A 15,689-nucleotide genomic window follows, 5' to 3' on the forward strand; every position below is an offset into this window, starting at 1 on the left:
GATATTTTTCACACGGAGAAGTCATGTCTAAACCACTCAATGAATGTATCGTTCCTATGTATCCCACTATACAAGCGCTGGATGTTGATGGTTTAGATGCAGGAGAGCATAAGTTTTGGTTTGCAGTGGCTACTGATGCGATTGGTCATCCACAAACATTACCTGTACGCGTTTTTAAAGGGGCGCGACCCGGAAAGAAAATCATGATTACTGCTGGTATTCATGGCGATGAGCAAAACGGCATTTTGACCGCGCAGCAATTGGCGCGAGAACTGATTGGTAGAGTGAACGCAGGTGTCGTGATCATTGTACCTACAGTCAATTTGTCGGGGATCGCGCGTCACAGTCGTGATTTTCATTCAGCGGCGCCTGACAGTTCCACATCAAATCTAAATCGAGTGTTTCCGGGAAACCCAACAGGGGATGAAGCGAGCCGTTTTGCACACAGTTTGTGGAAAAACCTCTTGCAGCCCAACGCAGATTTAGCGATAGACCTACACTCGCAAACCTCAGGTGCGGCTTATCCGCTCTACGCTTTTGCTGATTATCGTCTTGAAGACGCGATTTGCATGGCGAGATTACTCAACCCTGATGTCATTCTTAATGATCCCGGTGATCCAGGTATTTTGGAAACGGTTTATAACCGTGCTGAAATCCCTTCTATCACTATTGAAGTTGGTATTGGCCGATATTCCGATTTATCGATGGTAGAGCGAGCGGTGCAGGGGCTGCTTAATATCTTGCGTTCCTATGACTTGATAGATGGTGAGGTTGTTTCTCAAGCTCAACCTTGTAAAGAAGGGGAGCAGATCATGAGTATTCGTGCAAGCCAGGGCGGGTTCGTGATTAGCCATGTTCAGTTACTTGAAGAAGTAAGCGAAGGGCAGAGAGTTGCGACACAATACAACAGCTTTGGGGATGAAATTGAGCACTATTACGCGCCGTCAGAGGGCGTAGTGATCAGTCATAATGTTGAATCGGTAAGGGCGCCGGGTTCCCTAATCGTCAGGCTGATCAAATAACAAAAGCGGGAGCCAGTGGCTCCCGTGTTGGTCTTAAAGATTAGATGTGATCAAGTCGAATATGGCTGTTTTTCAGGTCATCGTGAGTGATGCCTTGGCCATCATTAAATTTATTAAAGTGGCGCAGTAGACCGGCGATGGCATGAATCGAGCCAAGTAAGTCCCCAGTATGAGCAGACTCAGAACCGGTGTGCATGTTACGGATCGGGTAGCCAATGCTGATCGCTGCGCTGTCCACACCCGCGAGTGCCGCAGCCATGCCGTCAGTACCCATATCACGACCAGAGAAGTCGAGTTGATATGGGATGTTTTTCTCGCGACAGACTTCTTCGATGACTTTCACTAAAAACTCAGAGGTCACTGAACCACGGCCGATGGTAAAACCGTCTCCCATTTTCAGAGGGTTCATATTGCGACTGCCAATCCCAGGTGCCGCTTCATAATCGTGGTTTACATCTGTTGCAATCAGTACGTCTGGCTTAAGCTCGCCTACTAACTGAGTCGAACCGAAGCGACCGATCTCTTCATGAGTTGCTACTGTGTAGAGCACGCGAACATTATCCAGCCCTTCTTTAGCGATCAGTCGTGCTATTTCTACAACAGAGAAACAACCTAAACCGTTGTCCAGATACGCACCGTAGAATGTGTCTGGTGACACTCCACGTTTAATAGGGCGATCGAGTAAGATTGGGTCGCCAACGCGCAGCCCTAATGCTTCTACCTGTGCTTTTCTGTTATCACCGTGGGTGTGCAATTCTAGATAAATCGACTCTGGCTTAATGCCTTGTTCCCCAGAGCGTTGTGCTGGCGTTGAGAAATGAATAGCGCCTAACGCTTCAACCGTGCAATTGCTGATCACTTTGTAAGTCGACGGTTTATCTGGGTGCTGACAGAAGACTTGCACTTCATGGCCTATCAGCGTCGTTGGAAGGAACGAATCTGTATTGATCCAAACCTTACCATCTTTGTCGATTTTGCGAACCTGCATGCGAATTTTATCAGCGTGACCAACAATCATAACGCTAACAAGATCATCTCGTCCTGGATGAGAATCAAAGACGAGACCAGCGTTACCTTTAAACTGGTGTATTCCCCAGCCTTCAGGCATAAAAGACTCAAACTCTGGCTTAATAACGCCGTAAGTCATGGCGGCTTCAAATCCAATTGGTGAAGGGGAAGCAAGAACTTTCTTCATGAATTCAAATTGCTCATTTGGCATCTCGGTCTGCCAAGATTGTTTTTGCTCTATTTCGATTTTAGTTGTCATGTTTGTTCTCTTATCTATGTGTACCACTGCCTCACTCGCCGATGAAGCTCACTTTTTGATGACTCAAACTTCTATTGGCGGTAAGAGAAGCACACACGCTATCGCTTGTGGCTTTTGGCTGCAAGTCCAAAGTGGATTAAATTGGAGCCGTTTCGGTTAATAAACCTGTTCTTAATGTGGAGAACGAGGGGGAGGAGGGAGTAGCAAGGCGTATTGTTGATCTTGGATAGGAAAATAGTAGGTCGCCTGTACTTAAGGACGTCATTCCTGTTTCTTTTACTGTACTATCATAATGATAATGAAGACTTATGAGGAAATGTTTTGTATGCAATCAAAGTTGGAAGAACTTGACCTAAACCTACTCAAGCTACTTCGTGTCGTCGTAGAAACTCGCAATACCTCGCAAGCTGCGGAAATTCTGGGGATCTCTCAAACCAGCGTCAGCCGCGGTATGGCAAAGTTACGAGAAACCTTTGGCGATCAGCTGTTCATCCGTAAAGCGCATGGCGTAGAGCCATCGGAACTGGCTGAAAAACTGGCTGAAGCTGCGGATAATATGCTAAAGCCGTTCAGTCAGGTACTGGAAGCCTATCAGACGTTTGACCCGCAAGAGTTCGAGGGCAGCGTGTCTATAGCGGTGGAACTCAGTCTGTTAGAAGTATTCGGTCCGGGATTATACCGAGCACTCAACAACGCCCTGCCGAAGGCCAAAATAAAGTTGGTCTACTGGAGAGAGGAGTCATTGCATCATCTGTTCGACAGGCAACTGGACTACATGATTCACTACTCAATCCTCCCGTTGCCTCAAGATATTTATGTCCACCACTTATCTGAAATCGCCGTCAGTCTGGTGGCCCGAAAAGATCACCCTGTCCTGAGTCAATCCAGTGATTGGGAAGATATTCACCATCTTCCTTTGATTAAATTGGTCGCGGAAGCGATGAAGAGTAAACACGACCCTTTCGATGAGCTATACATCAGCAGAGGGTACGAGCCTAACATTTGCTTAGTGACACACAGTATCCCGATTGTTGTCGAGAAACTCGTCAACTCAGATGCAATTAAATTCAATAGCAGCTATCTGCTTTCTCATAGTGATCAACTTGAATGTTATCCGTTACCGAAACTTCCACGAGAACTAAGGAAATTCAGTGTTTCCGGTTGTTATCTCCAGTCAAAACGTGGTTACCCTATTAATCAGTTCTTACATCAAACACTGCAAAGCTTTTTTAACTCTATCGTGCAGCCTGTCGTCAGCTAATTTGACATTTCGCGAGGGTTTAACCTTTAGATTCTCGCGTTTGCCTTTATTGGCAGCTACCTCTCTTTCTGCGAACAGTTCACATTATATTTAGTGAATTGTCTTCTTGATAAATCATTTATGAATATCTGATATACGTTCATTTGTTTCTGTCACAACTCTACACTCTCACCGCACTAAACAATACATAGATTTTCATTGGCCAAGTGCCCATTAATGATAGCCGGAATTTAAGGAATAGAAATTTCGTCATGAGCAAAGGATGGGCATAAATCCAAATATATCAGAAGCAGAAACACTATGATGAATACACTGACCATATCGATGCTCACTGCGTCCGTTTTTTTAAGCGCTCCTGTTCTATCCGATTCACTCCCATTATATATCGACCACCAGCACTCCGATCTGGCTGACCATTGGAGAACGTCACTCACCGATTTCACCCAGCTCTCGGAACCGAACACTACAGATTTTACAATCAGAACCAGCCCAGAAAAGTCCAACACGGCATGGGAAGAACTTCCAGACACCAGCCCCCTTTATAGGAACCCTTATCGAGTGTCACTGTTCTCCCCTCAACATGGTGAAGATAGCGCCCGACTCTGGTCGCAAACAAAGTCCATTGCCGCATACGGAGTGGGCGTAGCAGGTGTGCTTGCACTGATGCCGGAATCAATCACAAACTGGGAAAAAGGCGGGGACGATCTTTTTAGCAAATGGGTTGATAACGTTAGCAGTGGTCCAACTTGGGATCGAGATGACTGGGCTATCAATTATCTCGGCCACCCTTATTTTGGCGGTGTGTACTATCAAGCGGCACGTAAATCCGGTTACCGTCAATGGGACTCATTTATTTATTCCGCTATGATGTCGACGTTCTACTGGGAGTACGGTATCGAAGCCTTTGCGGAGGTGCCGTCTATTCAGGATCTGTTCGTTACCCCTATTCTTGGATGGGTATACGGAGAGTGGGCCTACAATAAAGAACAGGAGATCCGACTGACAGGCGGTACAGTCTGGGGCTCAAAGTCACTGGGTAATGTGTCTCTGTTCTTGCTAGACCCAGTAGACAGTCTGGGCAACGGCGTTAACCATATAGCAGGAAGAGAAATCGTTAGAGCTGGTACCGGATTTGTCGGCGTGCAAAACGTAAATACTCCCAATGGCGTTTCAGAGCGTCAGTTCAGGTTTGAAGTGCAGTACTCGCTTGATGCGACTCCGGGTTCTTCACGTACCAGAAAGAGTTACCACTCTCAAAATAGCGAGGATCCCGTTACCTATAGCATCGTGGGAGTCTCGGCGGGTGCCAGTTATGTTGAGCCATCGGACTATTGGGAGCTAGACCCTGGTGCAGGCGTATCGTTCACTGTTGGCTTGCACTTCAGCCCTGCATTTTCTGGCCACCTAACTTACACCCGAGCGTCGCTGAATGACCGAGAAACACATCAATCGGTAACGTATGAAAGCTACAGTGCAAATGGACTTTACTACTTTAATACTGATTCAAAACTGCGCCCATTTGTTACCGCAGGTTTTGGTGAAAGTCTGAAAAATGAAGATACCAAAACCAAGCAGTTCCAGTTAAATGCCGGTGCAGGTCTACACTATGCGCTTCACCCGAATTGGGCGCTTCAGGCAGAGTGGCGACACGCGGGCCGACCATCCGCTAAAGCAAGCGAAAATATTGCAACGGGTCGATTGGTTTACCGATTTGGTAAAGGGGAAATATAGACCAAGTCAAATCAAAAACGCACCAGAATACTTTGCTTATTCTGGTGCGTTTTTTTTGTGGTCGCGATAAAAAAAGCTGAACCTTAAATAAAGGCTCAGCTTTTGGTGTGGAAACATTGCTAACTCTACTCAGACTTCATTGCACTGACGAACGGCCAGTCGACTTTCTATAAAAGAAAGATCCAGGCCATCAAGTGTCGTATCAAATACCACACAATCTAGCCAAAACACGTCTAATAACAGGTGGATATCATCAGTTAACTGTTCCAAGCCCTGCTTAGTCATGGCTTGGGCATCATGCCCCCAAGTCTTTGAAATATCAATTATAATTCGTCTACCAAGTTCAGTATTTGTTCCGTACTCAACCTCATTTATTCCTGCTACAAGAATCACTTTACATGGTCCATCACCAATATCCAGTAAACCATAAGGCCGGTCATTGAGATGGATGGATTCTTGATAGTAGGTTTGCCGTAGCGTGTGCCTACTGCTCATTTGTACCTCTTAATACATTCAAATTTTCACTATTAGCCTACTTATCAACTGCTACAAATTGAACGAATAGGAGTTATTCATTATTGCAAAAAGCCAAATAGCAAATATGAATAACTGCTAAACGTGGCGTGATGAGGCAAATTCTTTAAACTGCCAGCCAACAGACACAACCTGTCTAAATTAATTTAAATATTTTAAAGAAACCTTGGAGAAAACCGTGAATCGCCCAATGTTGTCAGCTCTTTTAAACACCAAACCCCTTCTTGTGACAGTTGGACTTTCTGCTTCGGTACTACTCACCGGATGCAAAAGCGAACAGAACGCTGAACAGACTGCCCCTGTCGTTCGCCCAGCTTTTACTGAAACTGTTACCTCTCAGGCAGTGGCAGACCTGTACTTCAATGGTGTGGTTCAGTCTTCTAACCGTGCAGATCTCTCATTCCGTACCTCTGGTCGTCTGGATGAACTTCTGGTTAAGCAGGGAGACAAGGTTTCTAAGGGGCAAGTTATCGCAAAACTTGACTCGGTTGACGCAGAGATCACCTTAAATGCAGCGAAGAATGAGCTAGCGAATACCTACACAGAATACAAGCGAGCTTTGCAGCTTTACAACGGCAAACAAGCGATTTCAAAAAGCCAGCTGGACGAAATTGAGCTTCGCTATCAACAATCAGAAAGTAAATTGAAAGATGCCCAGCGTCGTCTGGATGACACCACACTAAGAGCGCCATTTAACGGAATCGTTAGCCGCAAGCTGGTGGACAACTACACCCAGATTCAAAGCAACGAAGCCATTGTTTCCATCCACGATTTAAACCAACTTGAAGTCGTGATTCAGGTTCCCGAGCGAATTATGGCGCAGCCAAATGGCACACGAAAAGTTCTCGCCAGCTCACCTTTATTTCCGGGTAGGACCTTCGACTTGTCTGTGAAGACATTCGAAACCGAACCGGACCCAGCGGCACGAACTTATAGCGTCACTTTAAAATTTGAAGATACCCAACAGGTCACCCTGCTTCCAGGCATGACAGTGCGCGTCTTCTCCATATCAACAGAGCAAGAAAGCGGCATGATCACCGTTCCTCTTTCTGCGATTTCTCCGGATAACCTGGGTAATCAATACGTTTGGGTGGTCGATGAGAACAACACTATTCAACGCAGAGTCATTGAAACAGGCTCCATGGTGGGGGATCGTGTACAAGTCATATCGATGCTTAATGCAGGTGAGAAAATCATCACAGCTGGCACTCTGGGCTTATCTGAGGGGCTGGAAGTTCGACCAATGACAACTAAGGCGGCGAAATAATGAACATAGCCAACTTCACTATAGCCAAACGCACCAGCGTTTGGGTATTGATCGCCCTAACCCTAATTGGCGGGTATATCAGCTATCTGAAACTCGGTCGCTTTGAAGACCCAGAATTTGTCATTCGCCAAGCGGTCATCGTAACCCCGTACCCGGGTGCTACGGCGCAAGAAGTGTCCGACGAGGTCACTGATGTTGTGGAAGGTGCACTGCAGTCGCTGCAAGAAGTGAAAGAAATTACTTCGGTATCAAAACAAGGCATGTCTGAAGTCACGGTAGAAATCAAACGTGAGTTCTCCAATAACGAAGCAGAGCTACAACAGGTCTGGGACAAAGTCCGAAGAAAAATCGGTGACGCCGAACGTTCTTTACCTCCAGGTACTGGTCAGCCCATCGTCAATGATGACTTCGCCGATGTGTTCGCTCAGTTCTATGCCGTTACCGGCCGAGGTCACAGCGACAAACAGCTACAGGATTACGTAGACACGTTGCGTCGTGAGCTTGCACTGGTGCCTGGTGTGTCGAAAACCGCGACACTGGCAGAAAAAAACGAAGTCATTTTCGTTGAGATCGCAAGCGATCGTCTTGCTCAATTCGGTGTATCTGCCGAGCAGGTATATCGCGTTCTAGAACGCCAGAATATGGTGTCTACTGCGGGAAGTATTAATACCGATACCATGCGTGTTGCCATTACACCTGTTTCTAGCATCAGCTCATTTGAACAACTGAAAAACCTACAAATCGCCATTGGTGATAACAACACGGTCATGAGACTGTCCGACATCGCCAACGTAACTCGCGGCTTTGAAGAGCCTTCGTCAGCGCTTATGCGCTACAACGGTAAACGTGCGATTGGCCTGGGTATTTCTAACGTATCCGGTGGTAACGTGGTCGAAATGGGTGATGCGGTAAAAGCTCGAATTACAGAGCTTGAAAGCCAGCGTCCTCACGGAATCGAACTGCACGAAATCTCGATTCAATCTGATTCTGTTCGTGATTCGGTTTCAGAATTTGTCAATAACCTGATTGCCGCTGTTGTGATTGTATTTGTTGTTCTGCTGCTGTTTATGGGTGTGCGGACAGGCCTGGTCATTGGCTTTGTACTGGTCCTTACCGTGGCGGGCACACTGATCATCATGTTGATTGATGATATTGCCATGCAACGTATTTCTCTGGGTGCTCTGATCATTGCTCTCGGTATGTTGGTTGACAACGCGATCGTGGTAACGGATGGCGTATTGACCCGTTTACAGAAGGAACCGAATGCCGATCGTAACCAGGTCGTCGCTGATATTGTCAACGAAACTAAGTGGCCCCTACTGGGCGGTACGATTGTTGGTATCTGTGCATTCAGCGCTATCGGCCTATCGCCATCGAACATGGGGGAATTCGCTGGGTCGTTGTTCTGGGTAATTCTGTACTCAATGATGTTGAGCTGGGTGCTTGCTGTTACGGTCACTCCAATGCTTTGCCACGACTATCTGAAGGTCAACGCAAACAAAGTATCAAAACCAGGAAAAATCAGCGCAGCTTATCAACGAGTGCTAGAAGCTGTACTGAATAACCAAAAAAAGAGTTTAGTCGTCGTTGTGGGTCTTTTTGCAGTGGGTGTTGTCACTTTCAGCCATGTACCACCGGGCTTCATGCCAGAGTCACAAAGAGAGCAGTTTGCAATCGATATTCGTCTACCACAAGGAACTGACATAGAGCGTACTCATGAGATCGTGGGGCAAATAGAGAAAGATGTTTGGGAAAAATCCAATATCACTGGTACCACGAGCTTTATCGGTTCAGGCGGTCTTCGTTTCATGTTGACCTACTCTCCGGAGCCACCAAACTCAAGCTATGCCCAAATGTTGGTGGATGTGGATGATTATAAAGTCATTGAGAGTCTGATAGCGGAGCTACATGTTGAACTGAACGAACGTTACACCGATGCCTCCATCAATGTCTGGAAGTTTATGTTAGGCCCAGGTGGTGGTAAAAAGATTGAAGTTGCTTTCAAAGGCCCGGACAGCGAAGTGCTGAGACAACTAGCCGAACAAGCAAAAGACATTATGGAGCAATCACCTGCACTCGTAGCGATTCAGGATGACTGGCGTCAACAAGTGCCTGTCATCAGGCCTGTCTACTCAGCAGAAAAAGTGCAGAGTTTTGGTCTGACAACGGTAGAGCTAAACCAGGCGATTCAACAAACATTGTCAGGTCGCAATGTCGGTGTCTACCGTGAAGGCAATGACCTTATCCCGATAGTAGTGCGTTCTCCAGAGTCAGAGCGTCATCATGACCGAGTGATTGAAAATGCAAAAGTGTACAGTGCTACGATCGGGCAATTTGTTCAGGTCGAGCAACTGATTGAAAGCTCAAGTGTTGAATGGCAAGACGCAATGCTGCGTCGTATTGACCGAGTGCCAACCATCATGGCACAGGCAGACCCAGCGGCTGGCATCCTTACGTCAGAAGCATTCGAAATGGTTCGTGCAGATATCGAAAGCATGCCATTGCCAGTAGGTTATGAACTGGAGTGGTTCGGTGAGTACAAAGATGCCAAAGATGCGGACGAAGGGCTTAAAATATCCGCGCCTTACGGTTTCACCGCAATGGTTCTGGCAGTGGTGTTAATGTTTAACGGTATTCGTCAGGCTCTGGTTATTTGGTGTACGGTACCTTTGGCTGTGTGTGGTGTGGCAATCGGGCTGGTTACATTCCAGACGCCGTTCGAGTTCATGGCAACACTGGGCTTCCTGAGCCTGATAGGTATGATGGTGAAAAACGCAATAGTGCTGGTCGACCAGGCAGATAAAGAGATTGCATCGGGTACACAACCTTATGAAGCGATAATCTCGGCAGCGATGAGCCGAGCCAGACCGGTTATTCTTGGTGCAGCCACGACGATACTGGGTGTCGCCCCTCTGCTCGTAGACCCGTTCTTCAAGAGTATGGCTGTCACTATCATGTTCGGTCTGTTGTTCGCCACTGCATTAACACTGCTGGTTATTCCACTGAACTACGCACTGTTCTTCAGAATCAAGCGCCCAGTCGTTTCGTAAAACAATTAATTAACCCAAAAGCCTGAGACGTACTCAGGCTTTTTTATTTTATCTATGGTTATATATTTGACCTTGTCAATTTCAAAAAGCAATCAATAAAAAACCATCTTAAATCATAAGAGATTCAGGGAGATTAATTAATTTTAATAGTCTTCGTGCAAATATGAATAGCTCTTATTCATTCCACTAGAAAATGAAATACGTATACTTATCCTCATTGAAGGGAATCAGAAAAAACACAAATTCAATATTTATTTTAAAGAGAGTTAAAAATGAAAAAGTCTAAACTAACTATTATCGCCGCTTCTATCGTAATGTCTGCTTCTGCTATTGCATCAGAGAGAGTTAATTTTGCTAACCCTTACGAACTTTATACTGGTGCTTCTGTTGGTTATGGTACTAATGGTGCACACCTATCTGCTCAATTCGATACTCAAATGTCTCAAAACTGGGCGCTACTAGGTAAATACAACACCGAAGAAAGCTTTGACAATCACAACATTTCTTTTAGTGCAATCAGCAAGACAGGCCTAGGCTGGACACTGGCTTATGACCACGATAAGAACTACAAGAATGAGAACTTAACGGCAAAATCTACAGAAATTTCAGCGCACTACCTATTTGGAAATAACATTGGTTTCTCATTCATTCCTGAGCTATCTGTGGGTTCTATGACGCACAACGAGATGTCAAATCGCGCCTACTACAGTGACCTGACACTGAACGCGATTTACAACACATCATCAGGCCTTTGGGCAAGCGTAGCACCAACGTACAGCTACAGCTACAACGACCTCAAAACCAAACAGGGTAACGAAAGCCTACGAGGTTGGGATGTAAAAGCGAGCTTAGGTTACACTTTTATGAACAATCATAGCTTAGCTTATGAATATAAACGCGAACATGGTGACAACCTATCATTAGTTAAATATTCATTTGGATTCTAGTTATATCGAGGCCTGAATTAATTCAGGCCTCACTGCTCATTTCGTTAAAAAATGAAAAGTGTTTTTCTTGTGAAAATACCCAGAATTAGTAAATACGTTAAAATAACCGTCATGTTCTTACTTTATTTAACATTCTTTTACATGATGGCCATTCGTTTTTCTTAGTCTCTCTCTATATAAGATCTGCAAACCAAGGTAAATAAAATGAATATTATTGAAGTGGATGGATTTCTCGCTTTCACTTTCGCTATTGTCCTTCTCTTTGTCGGCAAGTTAATGACAAAAAAGTACGAAGTATTAAGGAAATACAGCATACCTGAGCCAGTAATCGGCGGTTTTACCTGCGCCATTGTCGTCGCGGTTATCTATGCCTTTTTTGACACTACAATTAGCTTTGATTTGGGTATGCGTGATGCACTGCTGCTCTATTTCTTCGCCGGTATTGGTCTAAGTGCTAATTTCTCGACCTTGATTAAAGGCGGTAAGCCACTGTTTATTCTTACCGGATTGAGCATTGTGTATATCGTTATTCAAAACGGTATTGGAATCAGTGTTGCCACTATGCTAGGGCTTGAGCCTGTTCTGGGCTTGATGGCAGGTTCTATCTCTCTAATCGGTGGTGTCGGTACCACCATGGCTTGGGCGCCGACATTCAACGAGATGGGAATGGAAAGTGCAGCCGAAGTTGGTCTGGCAAGTAATACCATGGGATTGATTTTTGCCTGTTTAATTGGCGGCCCGATTGCCAATTACCTGATTAAAAGACACCGTTTACAAACGCAAGGTGATACACAACTGGATATCGGTGTCTGTCACAATCAGACCGTCAAGCTCGATCACTTCGGTTACCTTTACGCGTGGCTTATGCTGAACCTCAGTCTGATCCTTGGCTATTTTATTGATGCCGGACTGAGCAAGATGGGTCTACAACTGCCAATGTTCGTCGCTTGCCTTATCGCAGGTATCTTGATTGGTAACTTTAAGCTTCTGGTTCTTAAAAAGAAAATCAGTGAGAACGTACAGTTAGGTCAGACACTTATTTCAGATATTTGTCTTGGAATGTTCTTGACCATGGCACTGATGGGGCTTCAATTGTGGCAACTGCAGAGCACCATGCTATTCATTGGCACTGTGATGTTATTCCAGATCGCAGCATCGATTCTGTTTACCATCTTTGTCGTATTCCGATTTATGGGCAAAGACTACGAGTCTTCGGTGATCAGCTCCGGATTTGGCGGGATCACGTTAGGTTCGACGGCCACAGCCATCGTCAATATGACGGCAGTAACACAACAATACGGCGCAGCGCATAAAGCATTCATAATCGTACCTTTGGTATGTGGATTCTTCATCGATATTGCTAACGCATTAATTATTAATATGTTTCTGCAAGCTTTTTAACAGCGAGATTTAGCATCGTTGACCTCTTACATTGAAATATCAGAAAGGTAACAAAATGAAGCCTCTCATCGTATTGGTCGCAGCCGTCATGCTGTCGCCGATTAGTTTTGCTCAGGATTCCATCTTCCCAATTTGGGGAGAGCAAGCCACGCAGCGGGGACACACGCTGCCCAAGCCTTATGGCTTGTCGCTCTCTTATATGGACATAAGTAATCCGGTGACCATCGACAACATCAACCTAACAGGCGGGATTGGCGATATCGTCGATATCGATGCTAAAAAGGCGGAATTTGAAGGCTCCAATGTCACCCTACGTGGAGACGTATGGTTACTGCCCTTTATGAATGTGTACGGAATTTTTGGGTATACACGAGCGCAAAGCACCGCAAACATTGACTCCATCTCTATATTGGGAATACCCATTTCAGCGGGAGATGTTAAGTTTACTTTAGATATGAGTGGCATGACATATGGACTTGGAACCACCTTAGTTGGAGGTATTGATAACTGGTTTGCTTTATTAGATTTGAATTACAGCTTAACGGACATCGACGCCATTGATGGCAATATTAAGACCTTCGTCGCAGCGCCAAGAGTAGGACATCGTTGGCAATACGATGGAGGTCGGGAGCTCAGAGTCTTTGTCGGTGCCATGTATCAAGATGTACAACAACACTTGTCAGGAGATATTCAAGCTCTTGGGCTCGATCTTGGAGGCATGAACGGATTACTTGAAGGCTCTCGCTTTGAAGTGAGTCAACGCACCGAACAACAGTGGAATGCATTGGTGGGTTTTCAGTATTCATTTAACCGTGACTGGGATGTGTTAGCAGAAGCAGGTTTAGGCCAACGTAACTCAGCCTTGGTGTCGTTGGGGAGGCGCTTTTGATGAAATCCAAACTCTTGATCAAAATGTTTCTCGTCACCGGATTCACCACAGTACTGACTGCGTGTGCCCCCAGCCTGCAGAGAAATGCACTCACACCTGATATGGAAGTGTCAGGTGAGATGATATTTGAGCCTAACATCCGTACCTGGGGCGATCTAACTCACAGCTATGACATTGGTGGTCAGGGTTCGCACTCGCTCAACACACCACTGGACAAAAGTATCTTGAATGATTTGGGCAACCAAACCAAATCTATCGACTATCTGAGTATCTCAGGTGGTGGTGCAGAAGGCGCCTATGGTGCGGGTTTACTCAACGGATTATCTGACAGTGGACAGCGTCCAGAATACCGCTTGGTGACAGGTATTAGTACTGGAGCGATCATCGGATTGTATGCGTTTTTGGGGCAAGATTTTGATCCGGCACTGCGAGAACTGTACACCCAAACATCAGACGAAGACATTTACAATAAGCGAGGTTTGTGGGCTCTCACTCACAGCCCGTCTCTCATTGATACCACGCCGTTTGAGCAGATGGTGAGAGCGTTTATAGATCAAGATGTGTTAGATAAGGTGAAGGATCAGCACCTGCGAGGGCGACTGTTTCTGGTAAAAACCACACACCTGGATGCCCAGCGCTCAGTCATCTGGAACATGGGCGAAATCGCCATGCACCAAGGGGATGAAGCAGTCGAACTATTTCAGGATGTCATCATCGCTTCAGCATCGATACCCGGAGTGTTTAATCCGGTGCTAATCTCAGTCAATATCGACGGTGTCAGTTATGATGAAATGCATGTCGATGGCGGTGTGGTTTCTCAGGTGTTTTTTCTGCCAGATTACTTTGACACCTCAGAGGCCGTCGACAATACACGGCAACTGATAGAACAACTTGATGTCAATGAGGATACACAAATCAACAGCAAAGTCTGGGTAATCAGTAACACTCGATTAGCGGCTAAATGGAATGAAACCACTCCTTCTTTTACCGGTATTATGGGACGCTCAATACAAACTATGATCAAGTACCAACGACGCAGTAATATCGCACAAATCTACCGACAGGCTCAGGAAACTGAGTCCGAGTTTCGCCATAGCTATTTGCCACACTTGATACCTGAAGTTCAGGCTGACGCACCTTTTAACTCAGGCTACATGCAGTACTTGTACTGCTATGGCTACCAGAGAGGACTTGATCATCAGCACTGGGAAAATACACCACCGGACTACTGGCAGATACAAAATAAAACCAAAGAAGCTGGAAAGATACAGAGCGTCGTTGAACACATCAATCAGTTTGATTGGGATACGCTGAAGGCAGGCTTACAGGGTAAAATGAGCCAGTGTTTAGCCAATATCGAGAATGAGATGTAACTGGATACGTTGAAGGGGTTCTCGATATAAGTACTGACGTTCGCATAATTGTCTTTCCTGATCCTACTGTATGTTAATAGACAAAAAGTGGCTATATTTCAGTGTTGCTTAGCGTGATAGTTTAGATAAGCGGGTACAGTCCAACTCGCTCGACTTAGCGATTCAAATGCAGGAGGGGACCACTTTTTGTGATTGGGGAGGGCTGGTTTATCCCCTAACGAATTCGTTGCACAGACGTTGTAGTGATTTAGATTTACTACAGGTGAACAGATTAATTCGGTTTGGAAGAAGGTGAAGTTAGGGCTACGAAATCGATACTTGGCATCGAACTGAGCTTCGGCGACCTATTTTTAGCCAAAGTTCAGTTCGATGTTTGTTCAATTAAAGTTGGATGCTCTTTGTCATGCCAGCCTCATGATGGCCAGGAATATTACAGGAAAATTCAACATTTTTATCACCGTGGAAGTGCCAAAGCAATTGCTTCGCTTTTCCGGGCTCGACGGTCACGGCATTACCTGAGTCATGATCATGGTGTGAATTCATATTTGCCATCATTGCGCGGTGTTGAGTTTGCTCGTCTTTTGAACCGATAGCAAATTCGTGCGTGATTTTGCCTGTATTCATCACAACAAATTGCACCACGTCATTGGGCTCAATGGAGACATTACCTTTGAACGTAATTTTCATGTCATCACTTAAAATGATGTGTATCACCTTGTCAGGTTGTGCGCCTGTTGCTGGCATACCCACTGCAGACATGCCCTCCATCTCCATCATCATTGAGCTATGATCCATTTTAGAATGGTCGATTTTTCCATGATCCATGGTGCTATGATCCGTATTTGCGGCAAACGCTGTGGTTGAAAGCAGTGCTAGGCTAAGTGTGATGAGTGATTTTTTCATTTTTATTTCCTTAAATTACAGAGTGTAATGTTCAGTTAAAATAG

General features: G+C 45.5%; 12 protein-coding genes. 9 read left to right on the plus strand and 3 right to left on the minus strand.

The window, feature by feature from the left end; all coding sequences use genetic code 11:
* Window positions 1-23: 23 nt before the first annotated feature.
* Window positions 24-1,022, plus strand: a complete 999-nt coding sequence (locus tag LNL84_RS04700; protein ID WP_244355525.1) for a succinylglutamate desuccinylase/aspartoacylase family protein — start codon at window positions 24-26, stop codon at window positions 1,020-1,022.
* A 40-nt stretch (window positions 1,023-1,062) separates the two neighbouring features.
* Here the strand turns inward: LNL84_RS04700 and LNL84_RS04705 are convergent, their stop codons facing one another.
* Window positions 1,063-2,289 (minus strand): M28 family peptidase, encoded by a 1,227-nt coding sequence (locus LNL84_RS04705; protein ID WP_244355526.1) that lies wholly within the window; start codon window positions 2,287-2,289, stop codon window positions 1,063-1,065.
* A 325-nt stretch (window positions 2,290-2,614) separates the two neighbouring features.
* Between LNL84_RS04705 and LNL84_RS04710 the strand changes: the two genes are divergently transcribed.
* Together LNL84_RS04710 and LNL84_RS04715 are read left to right on the plus strand one after the other, a co-directional pair.
* Window positions 2,615-3,550, plus strand: a complete 936-nt coding sequence (locus LNL84_RS04710; protein ID WP_244355527.1) for a LysR family transcriptional regulator — start codon at window positions 2,615-2,617, stop codon at window positions 3,548-3,550.
* A gap of 300 nt (window positions 3,551-3,850) precedes the next feature.
* Complete coding sequence (locus LNL84_RS04715) at window positions 3,851-5,281, plus strand: DUF3943 domain-containing protein (RefSeq protein WP_244355528.1); 1,431 nt, start codon at window positions 3,851-3,853, stop codon at window positions 5,279-5,281.
* 129 nt (window positions 5,282-5,410) lie between these two features.
* Here the strand turns inward: LNL84_RS04715 and LNL84_RS04720 are convergent, their stop codons facing one another.
* Window positions 5,411-5,776, minus strand: coding sequence for a hypothetical protein (locus LNL84_RS04720; RefSeq protein WP_244355529.1), 366 nt, complete (start codon window positions 5,774-5,776; stop codon window positions 5,411-5,413).
* Between the two features lie 217 nt (window positions 5,777-5,993).
* Here LNL84_RS04720 and LNL84_RS04725 point away from each other — a divergent pair, with 217 nt between their 5' ends.
* The 6 genes from LNL84_RS04725 (at window position 5,994) to LNL84_RS04750 (ending at window position 14,742) form a co-directional block, all read left to right on the plus strand.
* Entirely contained in the window at window positions 5,994-7,082 is a 1,089-nt protein-coding gene (locus LNL84_RS04725) for an efflux RND transporter periplasmic adaptor subunit (protein WP_244355530.1), read from the plus strand.
* The gene (locus tag LNL84_RS04730; protein ID WP_244355532.1) at window positions 7,082-10,132 is read left to right on the plus strand and encodes an efflux RND transporter permease subunit; all 3,051 of its coding nucleotides are present in this window, start codon (window positions 7,082-7,084) and stop codon (window positions 10,130-10,132) included. The genes LNL84_RS04725 and LNL84_RS04730 overlap by 1 nt, the downstream gene beginning before the upstream one ends.
* Before the next feature lie 272 nt (window positions 10,133-10,404).
* A complete protein-coding gene (locus tag LNL84_RS04735; RefSeq protein WP_244355534.1) occupies window positions 10,405-11,079 on the plus strand; it encodes a hypothetical protein in 675 nt (224 codons plus the stop codon).
* A 204-nt stretch (window positions 11,080-11,283) separates the two neighbouring features.
* Complete coding sequence (gltS, locus tag LNL84_RS04740; RefSeq protein ID WP_244355536.1) at window positions 11,284-12,480, plus strand: sodium/glutamate symporter; 1,197 nt, start codon at window positions 11,284-11,286, stop codon at window positions 12,478-12,480.
* A gap of 55 nt (window positions 12,481-12,535) precedes the next feature.
* On the plus strand, window positions 12,536-13,369 hold the full coding sequence (locus tag LNL84_RS04745; RefSeq protein WP_244355538.1) for a hypothetical protein: 834 nt from the start codon (window positions 12,536-12,538) through the stop codon (window positions 13,367-13,369).
* On the plus strand, window positions 13,369-14,742 hold the full coding sequence (locus LNL84_RS04750) for a patatin-like phospholipase family protein (RefSeq protein WP_244355541.1): 1,374 nt from the start codon (window positions 13,369-13,371) through the stop codon (window positions 14,740-14,742). Before LNL84_RS04745 ends, LNL84_RS04750 begins: the two co-directional genes overlap by 1 nt.
* A 381-nt stretch (window positions 14,743-15,123) precedes the next feature.
* Here the strand turns inward: LNL84_RS04750 and copI are convergent, their stop codons facing one another.
* Window positions 15,124-15,645 (minus strand): copper-resistant cuproprotein CopI, encoded by a 522-nt coding sequence (copI, locus tag LNL84_RS04755; RefSeq protein ID WP_244355542.1) that lies wholly within the window; start codon window positions 15,643-15,645, stop codon window positions 15,124-15,126.
* Between the last annotated feature and the right edge of the window lie 44 nt (window positions 15,646-15,689).

It is taken from the genome of Vibrio gelatinilyticus, from assembly GCF_022836845.1.
Taxonomy (GTDB): domain Bacteria; phylum Pseudomonadota; class Gammaproteobacteria; order Enterobacterales; family Vibrionaceae; genus Vibrio; species Vibrio gelatinilyticus.

Coding starts and splice junctions, on each gene's coding strand:
- LNL84_RS04700 (WP_244355525.1), top strand. CDS start 24: ATGTCTAAACCACTCAATGAATGTATCGTTCCTATGTATCCCACTATA.
- LNL84_RS04705 (WP_244355526.1), bottom strand. CDS start 2,289: ATGACAACTAAAATCGAAATAGAGCAAAAACAATCTTGGCAGACCGAG.
- LNL84_RS04710 (WP_244355527.1), top strand. CDS start 2,615: ATGCAATCAAAGTTGGAAGAACTTGACCTAAACCTACTCAAGCTACTT.
- LNL84_RS04715 (WP_244355528.1), top strand. CDS start 3,851: ATGATGAATACACTGACCATATCGATGCTCACTGCGTCCGTTTTTTTA.
- LNL84_RS04720 (WP_244355529.1), bottom strand. CDS start 5,776: ATGAGCAGTAGGCACACGCTACGGCAAACCTACTATCAAGAATCCATC.
- LNL84_RS04730 (WP_244355532.1), top strand. CDS start 7,082: ATGAACATAGCCAACTTCACTATAGCCAAACGCACCAGCGTTTGGGTA.
- LNL84_RS04735 (WP_244355534.1), top strand. CDS start 10,405: ATGAAAAAGTCTAAACTAACTATTATCGCCGCTTCTATCGTAATGTCT.
- gltS (WP_244355536.1), top strand. CDS start 11,284: ATGAATATTATTGAAGTGGATGGATTTCTCGCTTTCACTTTCGCTATT.
- LNL84_RS04745 (WP_244355538.1), top strand. CDS start 12,536: ATGAAGCCTCTCATCGTATTGGTCGCAGCCGTCATGCTGTCGCCGATT.
- LNL84_RS04750 (WP_244355541.1), top strand. CDS start 13,369: ATGAAATCCAAACTCTTGATCAAAATGTTTCTCGTCACCGGATTCACC.
- copI (WP_244355542.1), bottom strand. CDS start 15,645: ATGAAAAAATCACTCATCACACTTAGCCTAGCACTGCTTTCAACCACA.